The organism is Pseudomonas oryzihabitans, from assembly GCF_006384975.1.
In the GTDB taxonomy this organism is placed as follows: Bacteria; Pseudomonadota; Gammaproteobacteria; order Pseudomonadales; family Pseudomonadaceae; genus Chryseomonas; species Chryseomonas psychrotolerans_B.
Genome location: NZ_CP021645.1, coordinates 136,837 through 158,213, shown reverse-complemented (window position 1 = coordinate 158,213; position 21,377 = coordinate 136,837). Strand labels below are relative to the sequence as shown.

General features: G+C 64.4%; 19 protein-coding genes. 17 read left to right on the top strand and 2 right to left on the bottom strand.

Going from position 1 to position 21,377, the window contains the following annotated elements:
- Window positions 1-41: 41 nt before the first annotated feature.
- From CCZ28_RS00575 to CCZ28_RS00535, 8 genes are all read left to right on the top strand, one after another.
- Entirely contained in the window at window positions 42-341 is a 300-nt protein-coding gene (locus CCZ28_RS00575; protein ID WP_240795211.1) for a hypothetical protein, read from the top strand.
- Window positions 342-743: 402 nt separating this feature from the next.
- Window positions 744-1,277, top strand: a complete 534-nt coding sequence (locus tag CCZ28_RS00565; RefSeq protein WP_140215048.1) for a BRO-N domain-containing protein — start codon at window positions 744-746, stop codon at window positions 1,275-1,277.
- Between the two features lie 65 nt (window positions 1,278-1,342).
- The gene (locus CCZ28_RS00560; protein WP_240795210.1) at window positions 1,343-1,963 is read left to right on the top strand and encodes a hypothetical protein; all 621 of its coding nucleotides are present in this window, start codon (window positions 1,343-1,345) and stop codon (window positions 1,961-1,963) included.
- A gap of 161 nt (window positions 1,964-2,124) precedes the next feature.
- Window positions 2,125-2,424: a hypothetical protein gene (locus CCZ28_RS00555; protein WP_140215046.1), complete on the top strand. Its 300-nt coding sequence runs from the start codon at window positions 2,125-2,127 to the stop codon at window positions 2,422-2,424.
- Window positions 2,425-2,733: 309 nt separating this feature from the next.
- On the top strand, window positions 2,734-3,126 hold the full coding sequence (locus CCZ28_RS00550) for a hypothetical protein (RefSeq protein ID WP_140215045.1): 393 nt from the start codon (window positions 2,734-2,736) through the stop codon (window positions 3,124-3,126).
- A gap of 38 nt (window positions 3,127-3,164) precedes the next feature.
- Window positions 3,165-4,169: a hypothetical protein gene (locus tag CCZ28_RS00545; protein WP_140215044.1), complete on the top strand. Its 1,005-nt coding sequence runs from the start codon at window positions 3,165-3,167 to the stop codon at window positions 4,167-4,169.
- Window positions 4,170-4,377: 208 nt separating this feature from the next.
- Window positions 4,378-5,100 (top strand): hypothetical protein, encoded by a 723-nt coding sequence (locus CCZ28_RS00540; RefSeq protein ID WP_140215043.1) that lies wholly within the window; start codon window positions 4,378-4,380, stop codon window positions 5,098-5,100.
- A 424-nt stretch (window positions 5,101-5,524) separates the two neighbouring features.
- Window positions 5,525-5,998: a YchJ family protein gene (locus tag CCZ28_RS00535; protein WP_140215042.1), complete on the top strand. Its 474-nt coding sequence runs from the start codon at window positions 5,525-5,527 to the stop codon at window positions 5,996-5,998.
- A gap of 12 nt (window positions 5,999-6,010) precedes the next feature.
- Here the strand turns inward: CCZ28_RS00535 and CCZ28_RS00530 are convergent, their stop codons facing one another.
- On the bottom strand, window positions 6,011-6,568 hold the full coding sequence (locus tag CCZ28_RS00530) for a hypothetical protein (RefSeq protein ID WP_140215041.1): 558 nt from the start codon (window positions 6,566-6,568) through the stop codon (window positions 6,011-6,013).
- 168 nt (window positions 6,569-6,736) lie between these two features.
- Here CCZ28_RS00530 and CCZ28_RS00525 point away from each other — a divergent pair, with 168 nt between their 5' ends.
- Complete coding sequence (locus CCZ28_RS00525; protein WP_140215040.1) at window positions 6,737-7,228, top strand: LEA type 2 family protein; 492 nt, start codon at window positions 6,737-6,739, stop codon at window positions 7,226-7,228.
- Window positions 7,225-7,422, top strand: coding sequence for an SEC-C metal-binding domain-containing protein (locus CCZ28_RS00520; RefSeq protein ID WP_058762382.1), 198 nt, complete (start codon window positions 7,225-7,227; stop codon window positions 7,420-7,422). Before CCZ28_RS00525 ends, CCZ28_RS00520 begins: the two co-directional genes overlap by 4 nt.
- Window positions 7,423-7,670: 248 nt before the next feature.
- Here CCZ28_RS00520 and CCZ28_RS00515 read toward each other — a convergent pair whose 3' ends face one another.
- Window positions 7,671-9,164 carry a RimK family protein gene (locus CCZ28_RS00515; protein WP_140215039.1) on the bottom strand — a complete coding sequence of 498 codons (1,494 nt, stop codon included), beginning with the start codon at window positions 9,162-9,164 and terminating at the stop codon, window positions 7,671-7,673.
- A gap of 139 nt (window positions 9,165-9,303) precedes the next feature.
- Here CCZ28_RS00515 and CCZ28_RS00510 point away from each other — a divergent pair, with 139 nt between their 5' ends.
- The 7 genes from CCZ28_RS00510 (at window position 9,304) to CCZ28_RS00480 (ending at window position 21,340) form a co-directional block, all read left to right on the top strand.
- A complete protein-coding gene (locus CCZ28_RS00510; RefSeq protein ID WP_140215038.1) occupies window positions 9,304-10,398 on the top strand; it encodes a GNAT family N-acetyltransferase/peptidase C39 family protein in 1,095 nt (364 codons plus the stop codon).
- A gap of 74 nt (window positions 10,399-10,472) precedes the next feature.
- Window positions 10,473-11,375, top strand: coding sequence for an AraC family transcriptional regulator (locus CCZ28_RS00505; RefSeq protein WP_058789219.1), 903 nt, complete (start codon window positions 10,473-10,475; stop codon window positions 11,373-11,375).
- 72 nt (window positions 11,376-11,447) lie between these two features.
- Complete coding sequence (yghU, locus tag CCZ28_RS00500; RefSeq protein WP_140215037.1) at window positions 11,448-12,281, top strand: glutathione-dependent disulfide-bond oxidoreductase; 834 nt, start codon at window positions 11,448-11,450, stop codon at window positions 12,279-12,281.
- A gap of 158 nt (window positions 12,282-12,439) precedes the next feature.
- Entirely contained in the window at window positions 12,440-13,624 is a 1,185-nt protein-coding gene (locus CCZ28_RS00495) for an MdtA/MuxA family multidrug efflux RND transporter periplasmic adaptor subunit (RefSeq protein ID WP_140215036.1), read from the top strand.
- Window positions 13,621-16,791: an efflux RND transporter permease subunit gene (locus CCZ28_RS00490; RefSeq protein ID WP_140215035.1), complete on the top strand. Its 3,171-nt coding sequence runs from the start codon at window positions 13,621-13,623 to the stop codon at window positions 16,789-16,791. The genes CCZ28_RS00495 and CCZ28_RS00490 overlap by 4 nt, the downstream gene beginning before the upstream one ends.
- Window positions 16,788-19,889: an efflux RND transporter permease subunit gene (locus tag CCZ28_RS00485; protein ID WP_140215034.1), complete on the top strand. Its 3,102-nt coding sequence runs from the start codon at window positions 16,788-16,790 to the stop codon at window positions 19,887-19,889. The genes CCZ28_RS00490 and CCZ28_RS00485 overlap by 4 nt, the downstream gene beginning before the upstream one ends.
- An 11-nt stretch (window positions 19,890-19,900) precedes the next feature.
- A complete protein-coding gene (locus CCZ28_RS00480) occupies window positions 19,901-21,340 on the top strand; it encodes an efflux transporter outer membrane subunit (RefSeq protein WP_140215033.1) in 1,440 nt (479 codons plus the stop codon).
- Window positions 21,341-21,377 lie beyond the last annotated feature (37 nt).

The following is a 21,377-nucleotide window of genomic DNA, read 5'->3' as shown; positions in this document are numbered from 1 at the left end:
ACGAGAATTAGGCCACTACAGGGTTCTCCCTCAAGGCCTTCTTGGAGTGGGTCGAAACGGAGCCTGGGAAGCTCTTCAAGGCAAAGAAACACTACTTCAACAAGCCACTCAACGATGCCCTAAGGGAGCCGCTGGGTCTGGCATCAGGTGGTAACCAGTCGTTCCACTCTCTCAGGCATTCCCTGTCGGGGCTCCTAAAGGCCGCTGCGACGCCTGAGGTCATCTCGCAGGCGATCACAGGGCACAGCTCAGGGAACATCACTTACGACCTGTATGCAGGGACCCAGAAGCTGCCCGTGAGGACGCTCCATGAGGCCCTGGAAAAGGCCTTTGGACAGTAAGGCCGTTACGAACCAGGTGCTAAAACAAGATCACCTGTCGTGTTTGTTCTGACATTGAGCTTCCAGAGAATGGGCTTTCCCGGACTATGCTGGTCATGGTTCTGAGGTGGGAAGCCGTCTCCTTCGTTGCAGGTTACTTCGCGCTTACAGTTTATGCACCGATAGATGCCAGAGGTGGGCACCTTATCGCTGGGCTTATAAGTCGTCGTCCACCAAGCGTTTTTGCTCGCAACCTGATTTAAAACGGACTCGCTTGTATACATTGCCATGGGTAACTTCCTTCTCACCGAGAGAATCAATTCATCCACGGGATGCGATTCTATACAATGCGCCTTTAGTAGCAGAACCCGGTAACCACTGGGACCCGCCACCTCTTGGTCCACTGGGCCGAGGTGAAATGAAATGACCAACGCAATGCGATTCGAGAAGAAGAACTTCATGGGCATCGAACTGGATGTTCTGGTGGGGCACCCTGAGCATGACCTACTGTTTGTTGCCACCCAGGCAGCAAGGGCAGCGGGACTCAAGGATGCAGCAAAGTCGGTATCCCAGCACCGCAAAACGAAGTCTGGAACAGGGCTCGGGTTGTCTCTGGCGCCACTGGTGGAAAATTCATCCATTAGTGTCCCCGACGACGAGCATGGTCGGCGCCTTCGGACCACAACGGCGATCATGACGGAACCTGAGCTGTACCAGATGCTTGTACGGAGCCACGCACCACAGACCGAGCCCTTCCGTAAGTGGGTCACAGAGGAAGTCCTACCAACCATCCGCAAGACCGGCTCTTACAACGCGGCAGACTCGACGAACCCGATAGCGCAGAGCGTCATGGACGAACTGAAGGCCGTGCGCGGTGAGCTGGCAGACGTTCCTACGCGAAATCTCAGCGAATCGCCGGGGTCAACCTTCGCAGATCCCACGTCACGTCGCCTGTAAAGCTGGTGTCGTAAAACCCCTCACTATGGCTGCACGTTCGCAGCGGCCATTTGAGGACTACCACTGTGACATCCACTCCCGCCAATCTTCCGCACCGCCACGTTGACCACGAAGCCGGGCACATCCTCCATTTTGACCCCGTCACTGGGGAGATCATCGTTCGGAAGGAGATGATCTACTACAAGGACGAGCGTGCCAGGTACGAAGCCTGGGCAGCCGAGCGTCGGGCTGAAGACCTCACCGCCGAGCACGACACGGCTCAATCCAACCTCGCGAATATCCAGTTTCATCCCCTGCCAGCAGCTCCCGAAGTCCTCCCAAGAGGCCGCCCAAAAACGGTCTTCCAGAATCCCGTCGCAATGCTCATGCCTTTCTTCGCGGTGCCCGACTTTGCTCCCTGGGTGGATGACATCGTTCGCGGGTCGATCAGCACCAGTGCCGGAACCACAAACGGCAAGACCAATGTCAGGACCAGGGCGGTAATCAATGCGCTGTTCCTTTCGGAGATCACAGCGGAGGCCTGCAAGACTGGCGAGGTGAGCCTGAGAACGGCCCAGCGAGTTGCCAAGGCTGCCCGCCATGCTGCCTATGGGATCGCTACCTATGTCGAGTGCCATTCGGAGCTGTGGGCAGAGCTGGTCGCAGAGATCGGAGAAACCGCTCTATTCCGTGCATTTCAGAGATAACGCCGGATATATAAAAAGAAAACTTTTTGGGAAGACCCAAGAGGGCGACACATGATGGACCAGTAACAGGGTTCCTTCGTGGTCGCTCGCTAAGGAGGGGTTGTAATACAACAAACCCCAATCTCTACGGAGATCAATCAAGACCATCTTAAGGAGGCCCTATGCGCTACCACTTCAATCTATCTGGTCTGCCTGCCGTCCAGGCTGATCGTTTACTCTCCATCGAATCGGCAATGACTGATGGTCTTACCCGCTCAGCCCTGTTCGACCTAAAGAACCTCAGCGTCTTCTCTAATCGGTCCCCGGAGCAAGCCAAGGCATTCATCAGCGAGCGCCTCGGTTCCTACCGCATGGTCAAGCTGACCACCTTGGAGGAGACCTTGAAGATGGACTTACTGGACATCTACCAGGCGGTCAAAGGTGTCCCAGTAGTCCTCAAGGCCCGCCCCGTAGCGTCCTGATCTATCGCTGACGCAAAAACCCTCACTATGGCCAGGACACCACGTCCAGCGCCCGATTCACGTAGTCGATCCACCTTACCGTCGCCACGGTAATCCCCACGCTCCACCCCGACGCCCTTTCAGCACGCCATGGCTGGTCTGTCGTCATCGTTAGCTGCTCGCCAGCTCACAGCCCACATCGAAACCCCAGAACCTTTTGACCCGGACTCGGAGAAGCACACGCGGCTTCCTCTCCTTGGCCTTCTGGTCGTGTGCCTTCTATGGCGACGAGTCCGGATCAAAGGGTCCCCTTACAGGAGATCCAAACCTATGAACATCACCGTTTCCAACGTCACCGACACCAAGGCCACCGTGTGCGGCCAAGAGGTCACCCGTGAGTACGCCGAGAAAATCATCTTGGCGACCCTCATCGCTCAATGCTCAAGCCTTGCCGCTCAGGCACAGGTCATCCGGGTCTTCCGGACTGCTGGTCTGTCGACCACGGCGGCTCCTCAGGCCGAGCGCCATTTCTTCCAGGAGGAGGCACAGCGCCACCAACAGGAGGTACAGCGCAGGGCTGACGCCGAGCGTAACGCGGCCCGTTTCGACACTCGGACTGAGAAAGAAATGAGCATCGAGAAAGCTCGTCGCGAAGAAGAGGCACGCCGAATCCGTGAATACGGCGAACAGATCCGAGCGGCATCTCGTTCGAGCAACTGGTAACCGCACACAACCCACTTTGGAATAGGAGATACAGAATCATGAAACCCAACGAATACAAGCGCCCCGATAGCTACAGCACTGCCATCCTGAGCCCTGACAGCGGCACCATTCAGTACAACGTCGGCAGCGTCCGCCCAGAGCACCAAGCAGCTACCGATGCGTCCGCCTACGTCCAGGCTCTCCAAGAGGCCCTCGACGAATACCTGAACAGTGATGAGTGGCGAGAGGCAGCAGCCGAACGCACCCCTTGCGAATTCCGTCCAGCGGGCTCCGAGGCCACCGGCCAGCAGATCATTACCCTGGCAGATCGGACCGTGTCGTTCGACCCTCGGAAAAACTGGGACAACCAGGTCGTCAAAAAGGGCGAAGCCTTGGCCGGCTCACTGGTCTTCACCGAGCAGACCGATAAGGCCCTCTTGATCAGCCATCGCGTCTCGATCCTGGATCACAACCTGATCGCAGGCTGGACCGAGGGGTCCATGCTTCAGACCACCGAAAAGATGCTCCGCGACATCGAGTACACCGCTGCGGGCAAAGTGGCAAGCATCCTGTCTACCGCCAAGTCCACCGAGGCGTTCACCGAGGCCGCTCCTACGGGTAAGCCCCAAGCGGTCGCCGAGGATCTTATCGACCTCCTAACGATCCACGTTAACCAGACGGTCGGAACCTCCCTGGCCGACTTTGCGATCCTGCTCCCCGCGTCTCTCGTTCCGACCCTGGAGCGTGCCGCGCAACGTGCTGGCATGGAGGACCTGGAGACTTTGATCGGTGCCTCCGTGCAGCCGTACACCGGGACCGACTACGGGATCTTCATGATCCCCAAGATGTTCACCTCCCTGAGCTATCGCCAGGGTCGTAACGGCGACGTGTGGCGCGTGATGGCTACTCGTAACGCTCGCCTCCAGTCCTGGGACCTGGAGATCCTCGCAATGGTGGACATCGTGGCGAACGGCAAAGTGAAGATTGCTTTGACCAAGGATGGCCTCCAGACCGAGACCGTACCGTTCCCCATGATCACCAACATCAAGCTCAAAGCGAGCTGATGAGCCGTTAAGGGCCCTGTAAGACCGACTCCATAGGAAGGAGCAGGCAGGGGCCCTATCCCCCATCATCGCCCGTCGCAGGGCGTTATCTGAATCAACCGTAGAGTCTTCCTGTTTGCTCCTTCATGCCACCGTCCAGAACCCGTGTCGGGTCTCTACGCTGGACTGTGGGTGCGAACTTGAGGGAGCAAACAAGAGGAATAGACACATGAACATTGCTACCACCACCCTGCCCATCACCATTGACGGGCAAAACTTCAAGGCAAACGCCGAGAGCCTTTGGAACCTCAATGAGATCCAGAAGGGCCTTAACCTGCCTGACTCGAAGTCGCCGTCAGAATGGCGTAATGCTGTATCCGATGAGCTACGAGCTTCCGGAAATTTGCGGATCATGGACAAGGTGGGAACCCTTGCCACTGAAGCCGGGACCATCGCTTACGCCATGTGGGTCTCGACGGATTTCTATCTGATGGTCGTTCACGCCTTCGTTGCCATGCGCAATGACTCAATCCTAAGCGCCCGTATGGCCCTATTGGCAGCCGCTGATGCAGACACCAAGCTCGCAAAGGCCGTACCGAAGGCAGACCTCATCGACACCCGTCTGACTGGTCTGGGGATCACTTGGGGGCAGGCCTGTAAGTTAGCCAACATCACCAAGCCCCAATTGGCGAAACAATACCTCGTTAGCACGGGACGGTTTGTCTCCCGAGACCACCCCACCGAGCACCGCAAGGTCATCAAGCCAGCATCAAAGGCGTTCGACTGGGGCTACTTCAAGTCTTGTTCGATGAGCTACGGCAATGACGACGGCTACCGGGTCACTGCCAAAGGTCTTGCATGGCTTCAGGATAAGGCCAGTGAAATCAATGGCGCTGTAGCGGAAAGAACCCGCAGGCAGGCCACTGCAAGACGCCTCAAGGCCTCCCGCTAAGGCCACCTAACCCATCCCCCACAGGAGACCATCATGGACACCTTACAGGCGCTCTATTGGGCGTCCTTGGCTGTCCAGATGGCCTTGTGGCTGTGGAAGCATAGGCCGCCTTAAGGGTCCTTCGGAAAAATGACAGAAATTTCCGAGACACCATCTAATACAAGGACGGCCTCAAGTTACCCCCGTGGCGGCCCGGCGAGCCCCTCACAGGCGCGATAGGGACCCCTCATGAGCGCGCGATAAGGACCCCAGACGGAAATCTTTTTGATCTCCTCCAGGGCTCGCAAAGTGTCACCAGCTTTGTCACCATCTCGTCACCAGGCCCCATTGAGAACCCTTGGAAAGCCCGCTACGCTTGGGCTCCCATCAGGCACCTCTCAGTTCTGGGCCAATCCGCAGAATTTCGGCAAGTACTGGTGGTGAGATGGATTCCTTGGCCCCCTGCCCCTGTGGCTCGGAACTCGCCCTCGGCGACTGCTGCGGCCCCTTGCATGCCGGTAAGCCGGCGCCCGATGCCGAGCGCCTGATGCGTTCGCGCTACAGCGCCTATGTGCTGGGGCTGATCGACTATCTGGTAGGCACCACGGCACCGGCGCAGCAGGCACGGCTGGATCGGGAGGCCCTCACCGCCTGGAGCCTGGGCAGTCGCTGGCAGGGCCTGCAGGTACTGGAACACCGCCCTGCGCCTGACGATCCTACCCACGCCCGGGTCAGCTTCGTGGCACGCTGGGAGGATGGGCGCGGTGCCCATCGCCATGAGGAGCGCTCAGGCTTCGTCCAGCGTGATGGTCGCTGGTTCTTTCTCGATCCCACGGTACGCCCCCTGCCGCGCCGCAACGATGCCTGCCTGTGTGGCAGTGGCGCGAAATTCAAGAAGTGCTGTGCCGATTATCTCTAGGGCGAACGGACGCTATTCCCTGACCAACGTCAGATGATCCGTATCCGGTACCGCCACGGGTAGGGCCTCTTCGGTCGGGCCCAGGTCGCTGCCGACCGGCGCGAGACTCAGATGGGAAAGATCGACCCGGGGCGGCGCCACAGGCGCAGCCTGGTCCTGGAGATCGGCGCCTACGGGGGCCAGGCCGAAATCCGGTGCCTGGACATCGACGAAGGCGGCCATCACGACATCGCGCGGAGCGACGGATAAGGTGGTGTGCGCCCCGGTTGCCGGTGGGACGACCGGCGCGCTGGCGGGAGCTGCGGCAGGGGCAGCCGGAGCCGGCGCGACCGTCTCGGCCATGGGCACCACCTCGACCACCGCCCCGGCCTGCGCCAGGGTGGCGCGATAGCGTTCCGCCGTGGCGGCATCCAGGCGATTCTTGATGATCATGCGGCGACCGGAAAACAGCACGGCGATGCGCTGTTCATCTGCCTGAAACAAACGCATCAGATTCTGCCGGGTCTGTTGCGCGTCAGCGCCAGCGATCAGCTCGCCCTGGAAGGCGATTTCATAGAGAGCGGCGGACATGACGACCTCCTCGGTCACGGCAAGATGCGCAGGATGCAACGCCGGACGCGGGCGGTCCAGCCCGTACAGTCGCCAGGACCCGGCGTTTTTTTGTTAGCCTGTGCCGCTGCGGCCCCGAACTGGGCAGCAATCGGTGCTTATTGAACTGCACAGAAACAGGAGTGCCGCATGCTTCGCCAGGCCTTGATCCTTACCCTACTCAGCGTTTTGCTGACCGGTCTCGGCGGCTGTTCCTTTGGCAGGCATAGTTACGAAGAACCTCAGGTCGAGCTGACCGGCGTGGAGTTGATCCGCGCGCGGCTGTGGAGCCAGGACTTCGTGCTTAACTTCCGGATAGAGAATCCCAACGATCGGGCCCTGCCCATCCGCAAAATGGCCTACACGGTCTATTTGAACGATCTGCTGCTGGCCCAGGGGATCGCCAATCTGGGGTCGTCGGTGCCAGCCAATGGCCACGCCAGCTTCGCGGTACCGGTGCAGACCAATCTGTGGCGCTACGTGAAAGACGTGGGCCGCATGCTGGAAAAGCGCGATCAGCCGGTTACCTATCGTCTGCGCGGCCAACTGAAGACCGGTTGGCTGTTCGGGCGCAGTATTCATTTTTCCAGCCAGGGACAATTCGTCCCCGGCGCCCATCTTCCCACTGGAGTCCTTAGATGAACCAACATGTCCACGGCCCCGACTGCAACCATGATCATGATCACGACCATGGTCATGCGCACCACGTCCACGGCCCGCACTGCAACCATGGCCATGCCCAGGAGCCGGTGCGCAACCCGTTGAAGGAAGTGGGTCGCAACGATCCCTGCCCATGCGGCAGCGAGAAGAAATTCAAGAAGTGCCACGGGGCCTGAGTGCCCTCGGGTATTGATGTACCTGTGTAGGTTGGGTTGAGCGAATGCGAAGCCCAACGGTGCCACGGTTGAGCGCATCCTGTTGGGCTTCGACGGTGGAGTTGTCTCAACCCAACCTACGCCAAGGGCTGGCACAGTAGGTTGGGCTGAGCACAGCGAAGCCCAACGGTACGACGCTGACTCCTCAGGTTGGGCTTCGACGACAGAGCCGTCTCAGCCCAACCTACCTTTCTCGCGACCCTGGCGCGTTACCAGGGCTGTCCGCCGCGCTGTGATTCCAACCGCCGGATGAATTCCTCCAGCACTAGGGCGTAGAGATCGTCCTTGAGCACCAGGTCTTCCACGCCGCAGTCGATGTTGGGGTTGTCGTTCACCTCGATCACCGCCAGCTTGTCGCCTGCCTGCTTGAGGTCGACGCCATAGAGGCCGTCGCCGATCAGGTTTGCGGTGCGTACCGCCAGTTCCACCACCGCATGGGGCGCGTCTTGCACGGCCAGGGTGCGGAAATCGCCGCTCACCTCGGTGGCGCTGGCGCTGTGGTCGTAGATCTGCCAGTGGCCCTTGGACATGAAGTACTGGCAGGCGAAGATCGGCTCCTGGTTCAACACGCCGATGCGCCAGTCGTATTCGGTGTAGAAGAATTCCTGGGCCAGTAGCAGCACCGAGCGCTCGAACAACTCGGCGCTGGCCTTGCGCAGCTGATCCGGGTCTTCGACCTTGATGACGCCACGGGAAAAGGAGCCATCGGGGATCTTCAGTACCAGCGGAAAGCCCAGGCGCTCGCCGAGGCCTTCGAGCTGGGCGGGATTGTCCTTGTAGAGGATCTCGGTGGCCGGCATGTCCAGCTTGTGGGCGCGCAGCAGGTCGGCCAGGTAGACCTTGTTGGTGCATCTGAGGATGGAGCGCGGATCGTCCATCACCACCAGGCCCTCGCTTTCGGCCTTCTTGGCGAAGCGATAGGTGTGGTGGTCGATGGCGGTGGTCTCGCGGATGAACAAGGCGTCGAATTCGCCCAGCCGCGCATAGTCCTTCTTCTCGATCAGTTCGACGTCCAGCCCCAGGTGCTTGCCGACGCGCACGAAATTCTTCAGCGCCTTGGCATCGGACGGCGGGAAGGCTTCCTTGGGGTCGTGCAGGATGGCCAGGTCGAAGCGGTACTTCTCGCGCCGCCCGGGCTTGAGCCAGACGCGCCGGCTGAAGCGGTCGAGGGCATTGGCGAAGAGGTCTTCCTGGGTCTCGTGCAGCTTGTGGATGCTGCCCAGCTTCAGCCCGCCGATGTGCCAGCCGGCACGGTCGCGGCGGAATTCCACCAGCAGCAGCGGGCAGGGAAAGGCTTCGAACAGTTGGCGCGCCAGATCCTGCAGGGGCTCGATGCCGGTGGTGCCGAAATAGAGCGTGAGGGTGAAGCCGTCGGCGCTGCCATAGGGATGGCCGGCCAGGGCCTTGGTCAGCAGCTTGTCGAGATCCTCCAGCGCCAGGCCGTAGAGCGACTTGCGCGCCAGCTCGCTGATGGTGCGCACCGAGGGAATGACCTTGTGCCCACGGGCTTCGGCCAAGAGCGAGCAGTAGTAGCCGTGGCCGAGGTATTTCTGGCTGCGGCAGAGGTTGATCACCTGCACCCGCTTGCCGTTGTCCTGTTCGTTGGATTGCTCCAGGTACTCCTGGGCGGTGATGACATCTTCGCTGGGATAGTAGGACGACCAGTCTTCCTTGCGTTCCACGACGATATACAGCTTGCTCACTGGACCTCCTCGATACGGGATGTGGTCACGACGGAAACCCGGATGTTGTCGGACCACTCCAAGGGTTGTAACGCGGGCGCTATTAACCAATGCTTAACCGTGGCAGGCTGCCCGCTCCGTTCCAGGAGAATCCTTCGCGATGAGTTTCACGCTCAGGCCCGCCGGGCTGGACGATCTGGCGGCGCTGGTCGATCTGGAAGCCCGCTGCTTCAGCTATGACCGTCTTTCCCGGCGCAATTTCCACTGGATGCTCACCCGGGCGAACGCCGTCCTGATCCTGGCGGAAGGCGAGGAGCTCGTAGCGGGCTATGCCCTGGTGCTGTTCCACCAGAACACCTCCCTCGCCCGCCTCTACTCCATCGCCGTGGACCCCGCCGCGCGCGGCCATCGCCTTGGCCAGCGCCTACTGGACGCCGCCGAAGCCGAGGCCGTGGAGCGCGATTGCGCCTATTTGCGGCTGGAGGTACGACCGGACAATGCCGCCGCCATCGCCCTCTACGAACGCAACGGCTACCTGCCCTTCGCCACGGTGGAGGACTATTACGAGGACCACAGCCAGGCGCTGCGCTTCGAAAAGCGTATCCGCCAGCCACGCGAGGGCCAGGCCCGTCCGGTGCCCTTCTACCGCCAGACCACCGATTTCACCTGCGGCCCGGCCAGCCTGCTGATGGCCATGGCCGCACTCCAGCCCGGTCGACCGCTGGAGCGCCGCGAAGAGCTGCGGCTGTGGCGCGAGGCGACCACCATCTTCATGACCGCCGGCCATGGCGGTTGCGGGCCCCATGGCCTGGCCCTGGCCGCCCACCGGCGCGGCTTCCAGGTGACCCTGCAGGTCAATACCCGCGGTCCGCTGTTTCTCGACGGCGTGCGCAGCGAGGAGAAGAAGGAGGTGATGCGCCTGGTGCACGAAGACTTCAGCGCCGAGGTCAAGCAGTCGCCCATCGAACGCCTCTATCGCACTCGGCTGGACGTGGCGGCCTGGGTCGCCGAAGGGGCCTTCCCGCTGGTGCTGATCAGCTCCTTCCGCCTGACCAAGGCCAAGGGTCCGCACTGGGTACTGGTCACCGACTGCGACGAGGATTTCGTCTACCTGCACGATCCCGATGTGGACCACAGCCAGCATCGTCGCGAGCTGGATTGCCAGCACATCCCGGTGTCCCACGCCGAGTTCGACAAGATGAGTCGCTTCGGCCGCGGCAAGCTGAGGGCGGCGGTGATCCTGCGCGCCGGCTGAATCCTTGAACCCTGGGTTGCACTGGACGTCGAACAGGACCAGCATCGAGACCAACAAGAACGGCGGGTCGACCCATGAGTCAGTCCTTGCGCAAGAGCAATCCCTCCTACGAGTTGATGGAGGACCTGAGCGGGCATTCGGTGATCTACCGGGAGCATGGCTTTCCCTGCCCGCTGGTGCGCTGGCACTTCCACAAGGAGTACGAGTTGCACCTGCTGGTAGCCAGCTCGGGTACCGCCTTCATTGGCGACTACATCGGCAACTTCTACCCCGGCAGTCTGTTCCTCACCGGCCCGAACCTGCCGCACAACTGGATCAGCCGCATCGCCGAGGGTGAGGTGGTGACCAAGCGTGACATGCTGGTCAATTTCACCGACGAAACGGTGGACAACGCCACCGCCGTCTTCCCCGAACTCAATGGCCTGGCGCCCTTGCTGGAGCGGGCGCGCTACGGGATCGAATTCCAGGACCCCGAGCTGATCGCCCGGGCCGAGGTGCTGCTGCAGCAGATCGCCGACAGCGGGGGTGCCACCCGTCTTGGCCATTTCCTGGTGCTCATGGAGGCCCTGGCCACCTCGGAGCGCTACCAGTTGCTCTCCGGCGCCGTGGAGCCGGGTACCGCCAGTGAGCAGGCGGTGGATCGCACCAACCGCACGGTGAATTTCATCTTCGATCACTACCAGCGCGATCTCACCCAGGAGGAAGTGGCCGAGCACCTGGGGATGACCACTACCTACTTCTCGCGCTTCTTCCGCCAGGCAACCGGCCGGACCTTCGTCGAATTCGTCAACAGCCTGCGCATCAGCAAGGCCTGCGAGATGCTGTCCCACAGTCGCATGCCGGTGACCGACATCTGCTTCGAGGCCGGCTTCAACAATATCTCCAACTTCAATCGGCGCTTCCATCAGCTCAAGGGCATGACGCCACGCCAGTATCGGAGCCTGACTGCGCAGCGGCTGACCGAACAGAACGCTTGAACCAAGCCCTAGGCACACAATGTTCGGTTATGATCGAACTACCGATCTTCACCGACCGAGGACAGAGCCACCATGAGCGATTCCTACACTCCCCCCCGCGTCTGGACCCCCGTCACGTCGGGTGGCAACTTCGCCAGCATCAATCGGCCCATCGCCGGTGCGACCCACGACAAGGACCTGCCGGTGGGCGAACATCCCTTCCAGCTCTATTCCCTAGGCACGCCCAACGGGATGAAGGTGACCATCCTGCTGGAGGAATTGCTGGCGCTGGGGCATAAAGACGCCGAGTACGATGCCTGGCTGATCCGCATCGGCGAAGGCGAGCAATTCTCCAGCGGCTTCGTCGAGATCAACCCGAACTCCAAGATCCCCGCCCTGGTGGATCGCCGCGGTGCCGAGCCGCTGCGGGTGTTCGAGTCCGGCGCCATCCTGCTCTATCTCGCCGACAGCTTCGGCGCCTTCATCCCCAAGGATCACGCCGGCCGCACCGAGACGCTGAATTGGCTGTTCTGGCAGATGGGCTCGGCGCCCTTCGTCGGCGGCGGCTTCGGGCATTTCTATGCCTATGCGCCGGAAAAGCTCGAATACCCCATCAATCGCTACGCCATGGAAACCAAGCGCCAACTCGATGTGCTCGACCGGCTGTTGGCGGAGCGGACCTACGTGGCGGGCGAGGAATACGGCATCGCCGATATCGCCATCTGGAGCTGGTACGGCAACCTGGTGCTGGGGCAGCTCTACAACGCCGCGGAATTCCTTTCCGTGCAGGACTACGCGCACGTCCAGCGCTGGGCCAAGGCCATCGCCGCACGGCCGGCGGTGCAGCGCGGGCGGCGGGTCAATCGCACCTGGGGCGAGCCGGGCGAGCAACTGGCCGAGCGGCCTTCGGCGGCGGATCTGGATTGACGCCTTCTAGAAAGCAGCGGGGCCGTTGGGCTTCGCTGCGCTCAACCGCAACCTACACGGACCGGGGTTGCAGCGCCCCACGCAGCTGAGCGCCCTTTCCATATTTTCTGCACATTTGCTCCGCAGTCTGACCGACATCTCATTCAGGTCTGGCAGGCATGAGCAGGAAATCCCGCATTCTCGTCGTTGTTGTCTTGGCCGGTGCCGCCCTGGCGCTGGGGCTGCTGCTGCATGAGCGTTCGACCGACGCCGGTAGGGCCGCGCATGGTGGCCATGGCGGTCGGGGTTGGGGTGGCGCGGCGGGACAGGGGCAGCCGATCACCGTGGCGGTGGGCCAGGCCGGGCATGCCGACGTGCCGGTCATCCTCACCGCCCTGGGGACCGTGGTGGCCAACGCCAGCGTGACGGTGACCACCCGGGTGGCCGGCCAGCTGGAGCAGGTGTTCTTCACCGAAGGCCAGCGGGTGAAGAAGGGCCAGCTGTTGGCGCAGATCGATCCGCGCCCCTACCAGGCCACACTCGATCAGTACCGCGGCGACCTGGCGCAGAACCAGGCGCAGCTCAAGAGCGCCCAGTTGACCCTGGAACGCTACCGTAGGCTGTTCGCCAAGGACTCCCTGGCCAAGCAGGAGCTGGATACCCAGGTAGCCACCGTGGGCCAGTACCAGGGCGCGGTGCAGGCCGACCAGGCGCAGATCGCCGCCGCCCAGCTGAATCTGCAATACGCCCGCATCACGGCGCCGCTGGACGGCTATGTCGGCTTGCGCCTGGTGGACCCGGGCAACTACCTGGCTGCCGGCGACACCACCGGCATCGTCAGCATCACCCAGACCGATCCCATCGCGGTGACCTTCAGCCTGCCCCAGGCGAATCTGGCCAGTCTGCTGCCCCGGGTGCGCCAGGGCCAGGCGCTGCCGGTCACCGCGCTCGGCCAACTGGACAACACCATCCTGGCCGAGGGCACGCTGAAGTACCTCAGCAACGAGATCGACACCAGCACCGGCAGCATCAAGCTCAAGGCGGTGTTCGCCAATCCGGACGAGAAGCTCTATCCCAATCAGTTCGTCAACGTGCGCCTGCAGACCGGCACCCTCAAGGACGCCGTGGTGGTGCCCGCCGCCGCCGTGCAACTGGGCAGCGACGGCAGCTTCGTCTATGTGGTCGGGGCCGATGACAAGGTGGAGCGACGCGGCATAACCACCGGCCCGGCGCTGGGCGACCGGGTGGCCGTCACCCAGGGACTCAAGGGAGATGAGCGGGTGGTCACCCGCGGTATCGACCATCTGCGCGACGGCGCCCAGGTCCGGGTGGCAGCCACGCCGGCGGCGGATGCCAGCCGATGAATCCGTCGCGGCTGTTCATCCAGCGGCCGGTGGCCACGGTGCTGCTGATGGTGGCGGTGCTGTTCGCCGGCATCCTGGGCTATCGCCTGCTGCCCATCTCGGCGCTGCCGGAGGTGGACTATCCCATCATCCAGGTCAACACCCTCTATCCCGGGGCCAGCGCCAAGGTGCTGGCCACCGCGGTGACCGCGCCGCTGGAGCGCCAGCTGGGGCAGATGGCCGGTCTGGCGCAGCTGTACTCGACCAGCTCGGCCGGCGCCTCGGTCATCACCCTGAAGTTCGATCTCAGCCTGTCGCTGGACGTCGCCGAGCAGGAGGTGCAGGCCGCGATCAACGCCGCCAACAGTTTCCTGCCGAACGACCTGCCCAATCCGCCCACCTACAAGAAGGTCAATCCGGCTGACGCCCCGCTGCTGACCCTGGCCGCCACCTCGGACAGCCTGCCGCTGACCCAGGTGCAGGATCTGGTCAACACCCGCCTGGCGCTGAAGCTGTCGCAGATCTCCGGGGTCGGCCTGGTGACCCTGGCCGGTGGCCAGCAGCCAGCGGTGCGCATCGACGTCAATCCCAAGGCCCTGGCCGCCCACGGCCTGACCCTGGAAGACGTCTATACGGTGGTCAACGCGGCCAACGTCAACGGCTCCAAGGGCGGTTTCGACGGCCCCAACCACTCCATCACCATCGATGCCAACGACCAGTTGCGTAGCGCCGCCGAGTACGGCGAGCTGGTGCTCAGCTACGAGAACGGCGCCGCCCTGCGCCTGAAGGACGTGGCCACCACCGCGGAGGCGCCGGAAAACGCCTACCTGCAGGCCACCGCCAACGGCCATCCGGCCATCGTCATCAACATCCAGCGCCAGCCGGGCGCCAACGTCATCGGCGTGGTCGACGCCATCCAGGCGCAGCTACCCAAGCTGCGGGCGGCCCTGCCGGACAGCGTGCAGTTGACGGTGCTGGCCGACCGCACCCAGACCATCCGCGCCTCGCTTTCAGACGTGCAGTTCGAGTTGGTGCTGTCCATCGCCCTGGTGGTGCTGGTGACCTTCCTGTTCCTGCGCAACCTCACCGCCACCCTGATCCCGAGCCTGGCGGTACCGCTGTCGCTGGTGGGCACCTTCGGCGTCATGTACCTGGCCGGCTTTTCGCTGAACAACCTGACGCTGATGGCCCTGACCATCGCCACCGGCTTCGTCATCGACGACGCCATCGTGGTGGTGGAGAACATCGCCCGCCACCTGGAAGACGGCGAGCCGCCGCTGCAGGCAGCGCTACGCGGTTCGCGGGAGATCGGCTTCACCATCATCTCCCTGACCTTCTCGCTGATCGCCGTGCTGATCCCGCTGCTGTTCATGGGCGACGTGGTGGGCCGGTTGTTCCGCGAATTCGCCATCACCTTGGCGGTGGCCATCCTGGTCTCCATGTTCGTCTCCCTGACGCTCACCCCGATGCTCTGTAGCCGGCTGCTGCACCATGTGCCGTTGGAGCGCCAGGGGCGTTTCGCGCGCTGGGGAGAACGGCAGTTCGAGCGCCTGGTGGCCGGCTACGACCGCACCCTCGGCGTGGTGCTGGACCATCCGCGGCTGACCCTGCTGGTGGCCACGGCCACGGTCGGACTGACCGCCCTGCTCTATGTCCTGGTGCCCAAGGGCTTCTTTCCCAACGAGGACACCGGCCTGCTCGTCGGCTTCACCCGTGCCTCCCAGGACGTCTCCTTCGACGCCATGGCGCGCCGCCAGCAGGCGCTGGTGCAGCAGGTACTGGCCGACCCGGCGGTGGCCACGGTCACCTCCAGCATCGGCGTCGACGGCACCAACGCCACCCTCAACCAGGGCCGCCTGCAGATCCAGCTCAAGCCCTTCGACAAGCGCAACGAGCGCGCCCCGGCGATCATCCGCCGCCTGGAGCAGGCCGCCGCGGGGGTCGCCGGCATCCGCCTGAATCTGGTGGCCAGCCAGGACCTGACGGTGGACGACCAGCTCACCCCCAGCCAGTACCAGTTCACCCTGGACGACGCCGACGGCACCCAACTGGCCGCCCTGCTGCCACGGCTGATGCCACTTTTGCAGGCGCGTCCGGAATTGCGCGACGTGCTCGACGACCTGGAAGACCAGGGCCTCACCGCCCAGGTGGAACTGGACCGCACCGCCGCCGCCCGTTTCGGCATCACCGCCGCCGACGTGGACACGGCGCTGTACAACGCCTTCGGCCAACGGCTGATCTCCACCATCTTCACCCAGGCCAACCAGTACCGGGTGGTCTTGCAGGTGCCGGGCACCTTCCAGCAGTCCCCGGCGGACTTCGGCAACATCTACCTGACGCCCGCGACGACCTCGACCGCTAGCACCAGCACCAGCGCCAGTACAACGAACAGCGGCTCGACGACCAGCAGCACCAGCAACGCCGCCAAGGGCCTGGTACGCCTCACCGATATCGCCCGCATCGAGCAGCTACCCGGCGCCCTGTCCCTGACGCGCCTGGGGCAGTTCCCGGCGGTGACACTGTCCTTCAACCTGGCCGACGGCTATTCCCTGGAACAGGCGCAGCAGGCCATCGCCCATGCCATGCAAGAGGCCCAGGCGCCGAGCAGCGTCACCCTGAGATACCAGGGCGCGGCCCAGGCCTTCCAGCAGGCGGCCGGTAATACCCTGTGGCTGATCCTGGCCGCAGTGGTGGTGATGTACATCGTGCTCGGGGTGCTCTACGAGAGCTTCATCCACCCGGTGACCATCCTCTCCACCCTGCCCTCGGCGGCCATCGGCGCCCTGCTGCTGCTCTTGCTGACCGGCACCGAATTCACCCTGATCGCCCTGATCGGGGTGATCCTGCTGATCGGTATCGTCAAGAAGAACGCCATCATGATGGTGGACTTCGCCCTGGAGGGTCGCCAGCAGCTGCACCTGGCACCGCGGGAGGCCATCCACCGCGCCTGCCTGCTACGCCTGAGACCCATCCTGATGACTACCATGGCCGCCCTGCTCGGCGCCCTGCCGCTGATGTTCGCCGGCGGTTCCGGCGCCGAGCTGCGCCGGCCGCTGGGGCTGGCGATCGTCGGCGGACTGCTGGTCAGCCAGGTGCTGACGCTCTACACCACCCCGGTGATCTACCTGGCCTTCGATAGCCTAGGCGAGCGGCTCGGCCGGCGGCTGCAGCGGAGCGCCGCGCGATGAATCCGCTGCGCCTGTTCGTGCTCCGGCCGGTCGCCACCCTGTTGCTGAGCCTGGCGGTGCTGCTGCTCGGCCTGCTCGGTTACGCCCAGTTGCCGGTGGCGCCGCTGCCCAAGGTGGATTTCCCCACTATCGTGGTCAATGCCAGCCTGCCCGGGGCCAGCCCCGAGACCATGGCAGCCACCGTGGCCACCCCGCTGGAGCGCAGCCTCGGCCAGATCGCCGGGATCACCGAGCTGACCTCCAGCAGCAGCCAGGGCGCCACCACCCTGATCCTGCAATTCGACCTGTCGCGCAACATCGATGGCGCCGCCCGCGACGTCCAGGCTGGCATCAACGCCGCGCGCAGCCTGTTGCCCAGCGGCATGCCCAGCCTGCCCACCTACCGCAAGGCCAACCCCACCGAATCGCCGATCCTGATGCTGGCGCTGACCTCCAAGACGCGCAGCCCCGGTGAACTCTACGATCTGGCGTCGAGCATCCTGCAGCAGAAGATCGCCCAGGTGCAGGGCGTCGGCCAGGTATCGATCCGTGGCAGCTCGCTGCCGGCGATCCGTATCGATCTGCAACCCCAGCAACTGGCCCATGCCGGCATCGCCCTGGACAGCGTGCGCAGCGCCATCGCCAACGCCACCACCCATGGCGCCAAGGGCGTGCTGCACGCCGAGGGCCAGACCTGGTCCATCGACAGCAACGGCCAGTTGGAGCAGGCGGCGGACTATGGGCGGTTGATCGTCGGCTACCAGCAGGGCGCCGCGGTGCACCTGAGCGACGTGGCGCGGGTCTATGCCACGGTCGAGGACGTCTACGTCAGCGGCTCGCTGAACGGCCAGCCCTCGGTGACCCTGGCCGTGACCCGCCAGGCCGGCGCCAACATGCTGCAGACCCTAGACGCCATCAAGGCCCAGTTGCCGGCCCTGCAGGCCCTGGTGCCGGGCGACGTGGACCTGGTGCCGGTGATCGATCGCTCGGCCAGTATCACGGCTTCGCTGCACTCCACCGAGGAGACCCTGCTGGTGGCGGTGCTGCTGGTGATCGGGGTGGTGTTCGTCTTCCTGCGCGACCTGCGCGCCACCCTGGTGCCGGCGCTGGTCCTGCCGCTGTCGCTGATCGGCACCTGCGCGGTGATGTACCTGCTGGACTACAGCCTGGACAACCTGTCGCTGATGGCGCTGATCATCGCCACCGGCTTCGTGGTGGACGACGCCATCGTGGTGCTGGAGAACGTCACCCGCCATCGCGAGCTGGGCCGCGGGCCGCTGCGCGCGGCGCTGATCGGTGGGCGAGAGGTGGCCTTCACCGTGCTGTCCATGACCCTCTCACTGATCGCCGTGTTCATCCCGCTGCTGCTCATGGGCGGCATCGTCGGCCGGCTGTTCCGCGAATTCGCCGTGACCCTCAGCGTGGCCCTGGTCATCTCCATGCTGCTGTCGCTGTCGCTCACGCCCATGCTCTGCGCCCGGCTGCTGCGCGAGCGGACGCCCGACGCGCCGGTGCCGCCGGCCTATCGCCTGATCGAAACGACCCTGGCGCGCCTGCAAGCCGGCTACCTGCGCGGCCTGGACTGGGTCTTGCGGCATCCACTGCTGACCCTGGCGAGCCTGGCGCTGACCGTGGTGCTCAACGTCTATCTCTATGTGGTGGTGCCCAAGGGCTTCTTCCCGGACCAGGACACCGGCGTGCTGATGGGCGCCATCCGCGCCGACCAGAACATCTCCTACCAGGCCCTGGCACCCTTCGTGCGGGAAATCGCCGCCCAGCTGCGCCGCGATCCGGACGTGGCGGCGGTGATGGCCTCCACCGGCGGCGGCATGTTCGGCTCGCGCAACTCGGCGCAGTTCTTCATCCGCCTCAAGGACTACAGCGAGCGTAAGGACAGCGCCCAGCAGATCGCCAACCGCCTGAGCCAACTCGGCAGCCGCTACGCCGGCATCCAGCTGTTCCTCATGCCGGCCCAGGATCTGCAGGTGGGTGGCCGCAGCGCCAACGCCACCTACCAGTTCAGCCTGCAAGCCGACGACCTCGACGAATTGCGCAACTGGACGCCCAAGGTCGAGGCCATCTTCAAGACCCTGCCGGAACTCACCGGGGTGGATTCCGATGCCCAGAACGGCGGCCAGGAGGTGCGCCTGGAGATCGATCGCGCCGCGGCCAGCCGCCTGGGGGTGACCGTCAAGGAGCTCGACACCTTCCTGGACAACGCCTTCAGCCAGCGCCAAGTGGCCACCCTCTATCGCACCCTCAACCAGTACCACGTGGTGCTGGGGCTGGCACCGGCCTATACCCAGGACCCGCAGGTCTTGCACCAGCTCTATGTGGTGACCGCCAGCGGCGCCCAGGTCCCGCTGGCCGCCTTCGCCCGCTTCGCCGGCGGCAACGCGCCCCTGGCGGTGGCGCACCAGGGCCAGATGGCCACCAGCACCCTGGCCTTCAACCTGGCCGACGGGGTCTCCCTGGAACAGGCGCAACAGGCGATCCAGAGCGCGCTGATCCAGGTCGGCCTGCCACGGGAAATCCAGTCCGGCTTCCAGGGCACCGCCAAGGCCTTCGCCACCCTGGTCACCCAGATTCCCTGGCTGGTGGCGGCGGCCCTGGCGGCCATCTATATCGTGCTGGGCATGCTCTACGAGAGCTACATCCATCCGCTGACCATCCTCTCCACCCTGCCCTCGGCCGGGGTGGGCGCCCTGTTGCTGCTGCTGGCCACCGGTACCCAGCTGACCCTCATCGCCCTGATCGGCATCCTGCTGCTGATCGGCATCGTCAAGAAGAACGCCATCATGCTGGTGGACTTCGCCCTGGTGGCCGAGCGCGACCGGGGCCTGACGCCCGAGGCCGCCATCCGCGAGGCCTGCCGGCTGAGATTCCGGCCGATCCTGATGACCACCCTGGCGGCCTTCTTCGGTGCCCTGCCGCTGGCCCTGGGCAGCGGCGGCGACGACGAACTACGCCGCCCCCTAGGCCTGGCCATCGCCGGTGGCCTGGCGCTGAGCCAGGTGCTGACACTCTTCACCACCCCGGTGGTGTTCCTCTGTCTCGACCGCCTGAGCCGCGCCAGTCGCCGCCTCTGGCGCACGCATCTGCGCCGCTCCGCGGCCTGAAGGTGACGACCATGCCCGCCCTACGCGCCCTACCCCCGCTGCTCCTGTTGGCCCTGCTCGCCGGCTGCACCGTCGGCCCCGACTACCAAAGGCCTAGCGCTCCGCTCTCGACGCAATTCAAGGAGGCGGCCGGCTGGAAGGCCGCCAGTCCGCACGACGACCAGGCCAAGGGCGCCTGGTGGCAAGCCTACGAGGATCCCCAACTCGCGGCCCTGCTGGGCCAGGTGGCGGTCTCCAACCAGAACGTCGCCCAATACCAGGCGCTCTATCGCCAGGCCCGCGCCCTGGTCCGCCAGAGCCGCGCCGAGACCCTGCCCAGCGCCACCCTGGACGCCAAGGCGACCCGCAGCGAGAACGGCAGCAGTTCCAGCGGCTCCAGCAGTTCCACGGCGGGCGGCGCCACGGTCAGGAACGCCGAGAGCCTGAGCCTCGGCCTGAGCTGGGACCTGGACCTCTGGGGCAAGCTGCGCCGCACCCTGGAAGAAGACCGCGCCAGCGCCCAGGCCAGCGCCGCGGAGCTGGCCAATGCCACCCTCAGCGCCCAGGCGGAGCTGGCCCAAGACTACTTCCAGCTGCGCGTGCTGGATCGGCGCCTGGCGCTCTACGACCAGACCCTGGCCGACTACCGGCGCTACCTGGCGGTGATCCAGAACCGCTATGACGAACAGATCGCCTCCCGCGCCGACCTCGCCCAGGCGCGCACCCAACTGGACAGCGCCGAAGCCGACCGGCTGGCCCTGACCACCCAGCGCGCCCAGCTGGAACATGCCATCGCCCTGCTGCTGGGCAAGCCGCCGGAGGACTTCAGCCTGGCCGCCGATCCCCACTGGCAGGCCCGGCTGCCCACAATTCCCGCGGGCCTGCCCACCGAATTGCTGGAGCGCCGCCCCGACATCGCCCAGGCGGAACGGCAGGTGGCCGCCGCCAACGCCGCCATCGGCGTGGCCACCGCCGCCTACTACCCGGACCTGACCCTGAGCGCCAGCGGCGGTTACCAGAGCAGCCTGCTCGGCGAGCTGTTCAAGACGCCCAGTCGCTTCTGGTCCCTGGGCCCGACCCTTTCCGGCACCCTGTTCGACTTCGGTGCCACCCGCGCCGGCGTCGACCAGGCCCGCGCCGCCTACGACGCCAAGGTCGCCAGCTACCGGCAGACGGTGCTCACCGCCCTCGGCGAAGTGGAGGATTACCTGGTGGCTCTGCACACCCTCGACCCCGAGATCGCCGCCCAGCGCCGCGCCGTGGCCGCCGCTCGCGACTCGGCCAGCGTGACCCGCGACCAGTACGAGGCCGGCATGATCGACTACCTGGACGTGGCCACCACCCAGGCCACCCAGCTCAGCCAGGAGCAGAGCCTGCTGCAGCTGGAATCCAGCCAACTGGTGACCAGTGTCCAGTTGCAGATGGCCCTGGGTGGCGACTGGCAGGCCACGCGCCTGGCCGCCGCCCCCTGACAGTCAGCCGCGGAGCTGCTAGCGTGCCCCTACCTTC

Excerpts from the sequence above, each read along its gene's own strand:
- CCZ28_RS00565 (WP_140215048.1), top strand. The coding sequence starts at position 744 with ATGACCAACGCAATGCGATTCGAGAAGAAGAACTTCATGGGCATCGAA.
- CCZ28_RS00555 (WP_140215046.1), top strand. The coding sequence starts at position 2,125 with ATGCGCTACCACTTCAATCTATCTGGTCTGCCTGCCGTCCAGGCTGAT.
- CCZ28_RS00550 (WP_140215045.1), top strand. The coding sequence starts at position 2,734 with ATGAACATCACCGTTTCCAACGTCACCGACACCAAGGCCACCGTGTGC.
- CCZ28_RS00545 (WP_140215044.1), top strand. The coding sequence starts at position 3,165 with ATGAAACCCAACGAATACAAGCGCCCCGATAGCTACAGCACTGCCATC.
- CCZ28_RS00540 (WP_140215043.1), top strand. The coding sequence starts at position 4,378 with ATGAACATTGCTACCACCACCCTGCCCATCACCATTGACGGGCAAAAC.
- CCZ28_RS00535 (WP_140215042.1), top strand. The coding sequence starts at position 5,525 with ATGGATTCCTTGGCCCCCTGCCCCTGTGGCTCGGAACTCGCCCTCGGC.
- CCZ28_RS00530 (WP_140215041.1), bottom strand. The coding sequence starts at position 6,568 with ATGTCCGCCGCTCTCTATGAAATCGCCTTCCAGGGCGAGCTGATCGCT.
- CCZ28_RS00525 (WP_140215040.1), top strand. The coding sequence starts at position 6,737 with ATGCTTCGCCAGGCCTTGATCCTTACCCTACTCAGCGTTTTGCTGACC.
- CCZ28_RS00520 (WP_058762382.1), top strand. The coding sequence starts at position 7,225 with ATGAACCAACATGTCCACGGCCCCGACTGCAACCATGATCATGATCAC.
- CCZ28_RS00510 (WP_140215038.1), top strand. The coding sequence starts at position 9,304 with ATGAGTTTCACGCTCAGGCCCGCCGGGCTGGACGATCTGGCGGCGCTG.
- CCZ28_RS00505 (WP_058789219.1), top strand. The coding sequence starts at position 10,473 with ATGAGTCAGTCCTTGCGCAAGAGCAATCCCTCCTACGAGTTGATGGAG.
- yghU (WP_140215037.1), top strand. The coding sequence starts at position 11,448 with ATGAGCGATTCCTACACTCCCCCCCGCGTCTGGACCCCCGTCACGTCG.
- CCZ28_RS00495 (WP_140215036.1), top strand. The coding sequence starts at position 12,440 with ATGAGCAGGAAATCCCGCATTCTCGTCGTTGTTGTCTTGGCCGGTGCC.
- CCZ28_RS00490 (WP_140215035.1), top strand. The coding sequence starts at position 13,621 with ATGAATCCGTCGCGGCTGTTCATCCAGCGGCCGGTGGCCACGGTGCTG.
- CCZ28_RS00485 (WP_140215034.1), top strand. The coding sequence starts at position 16,788 with ATGAATCCGCTGCGCCTGTTCGTGCTCCGGCCGGTCGCCACCCTGTTG.
- CCZ28_RS00480 (WP_140215033.1), top strand. The coding sequence starts at position 19,901 with ATGCCCGCCCTACGCGCCCTACCCCCGCTGCTCCTGTTGGCCCTGCTC.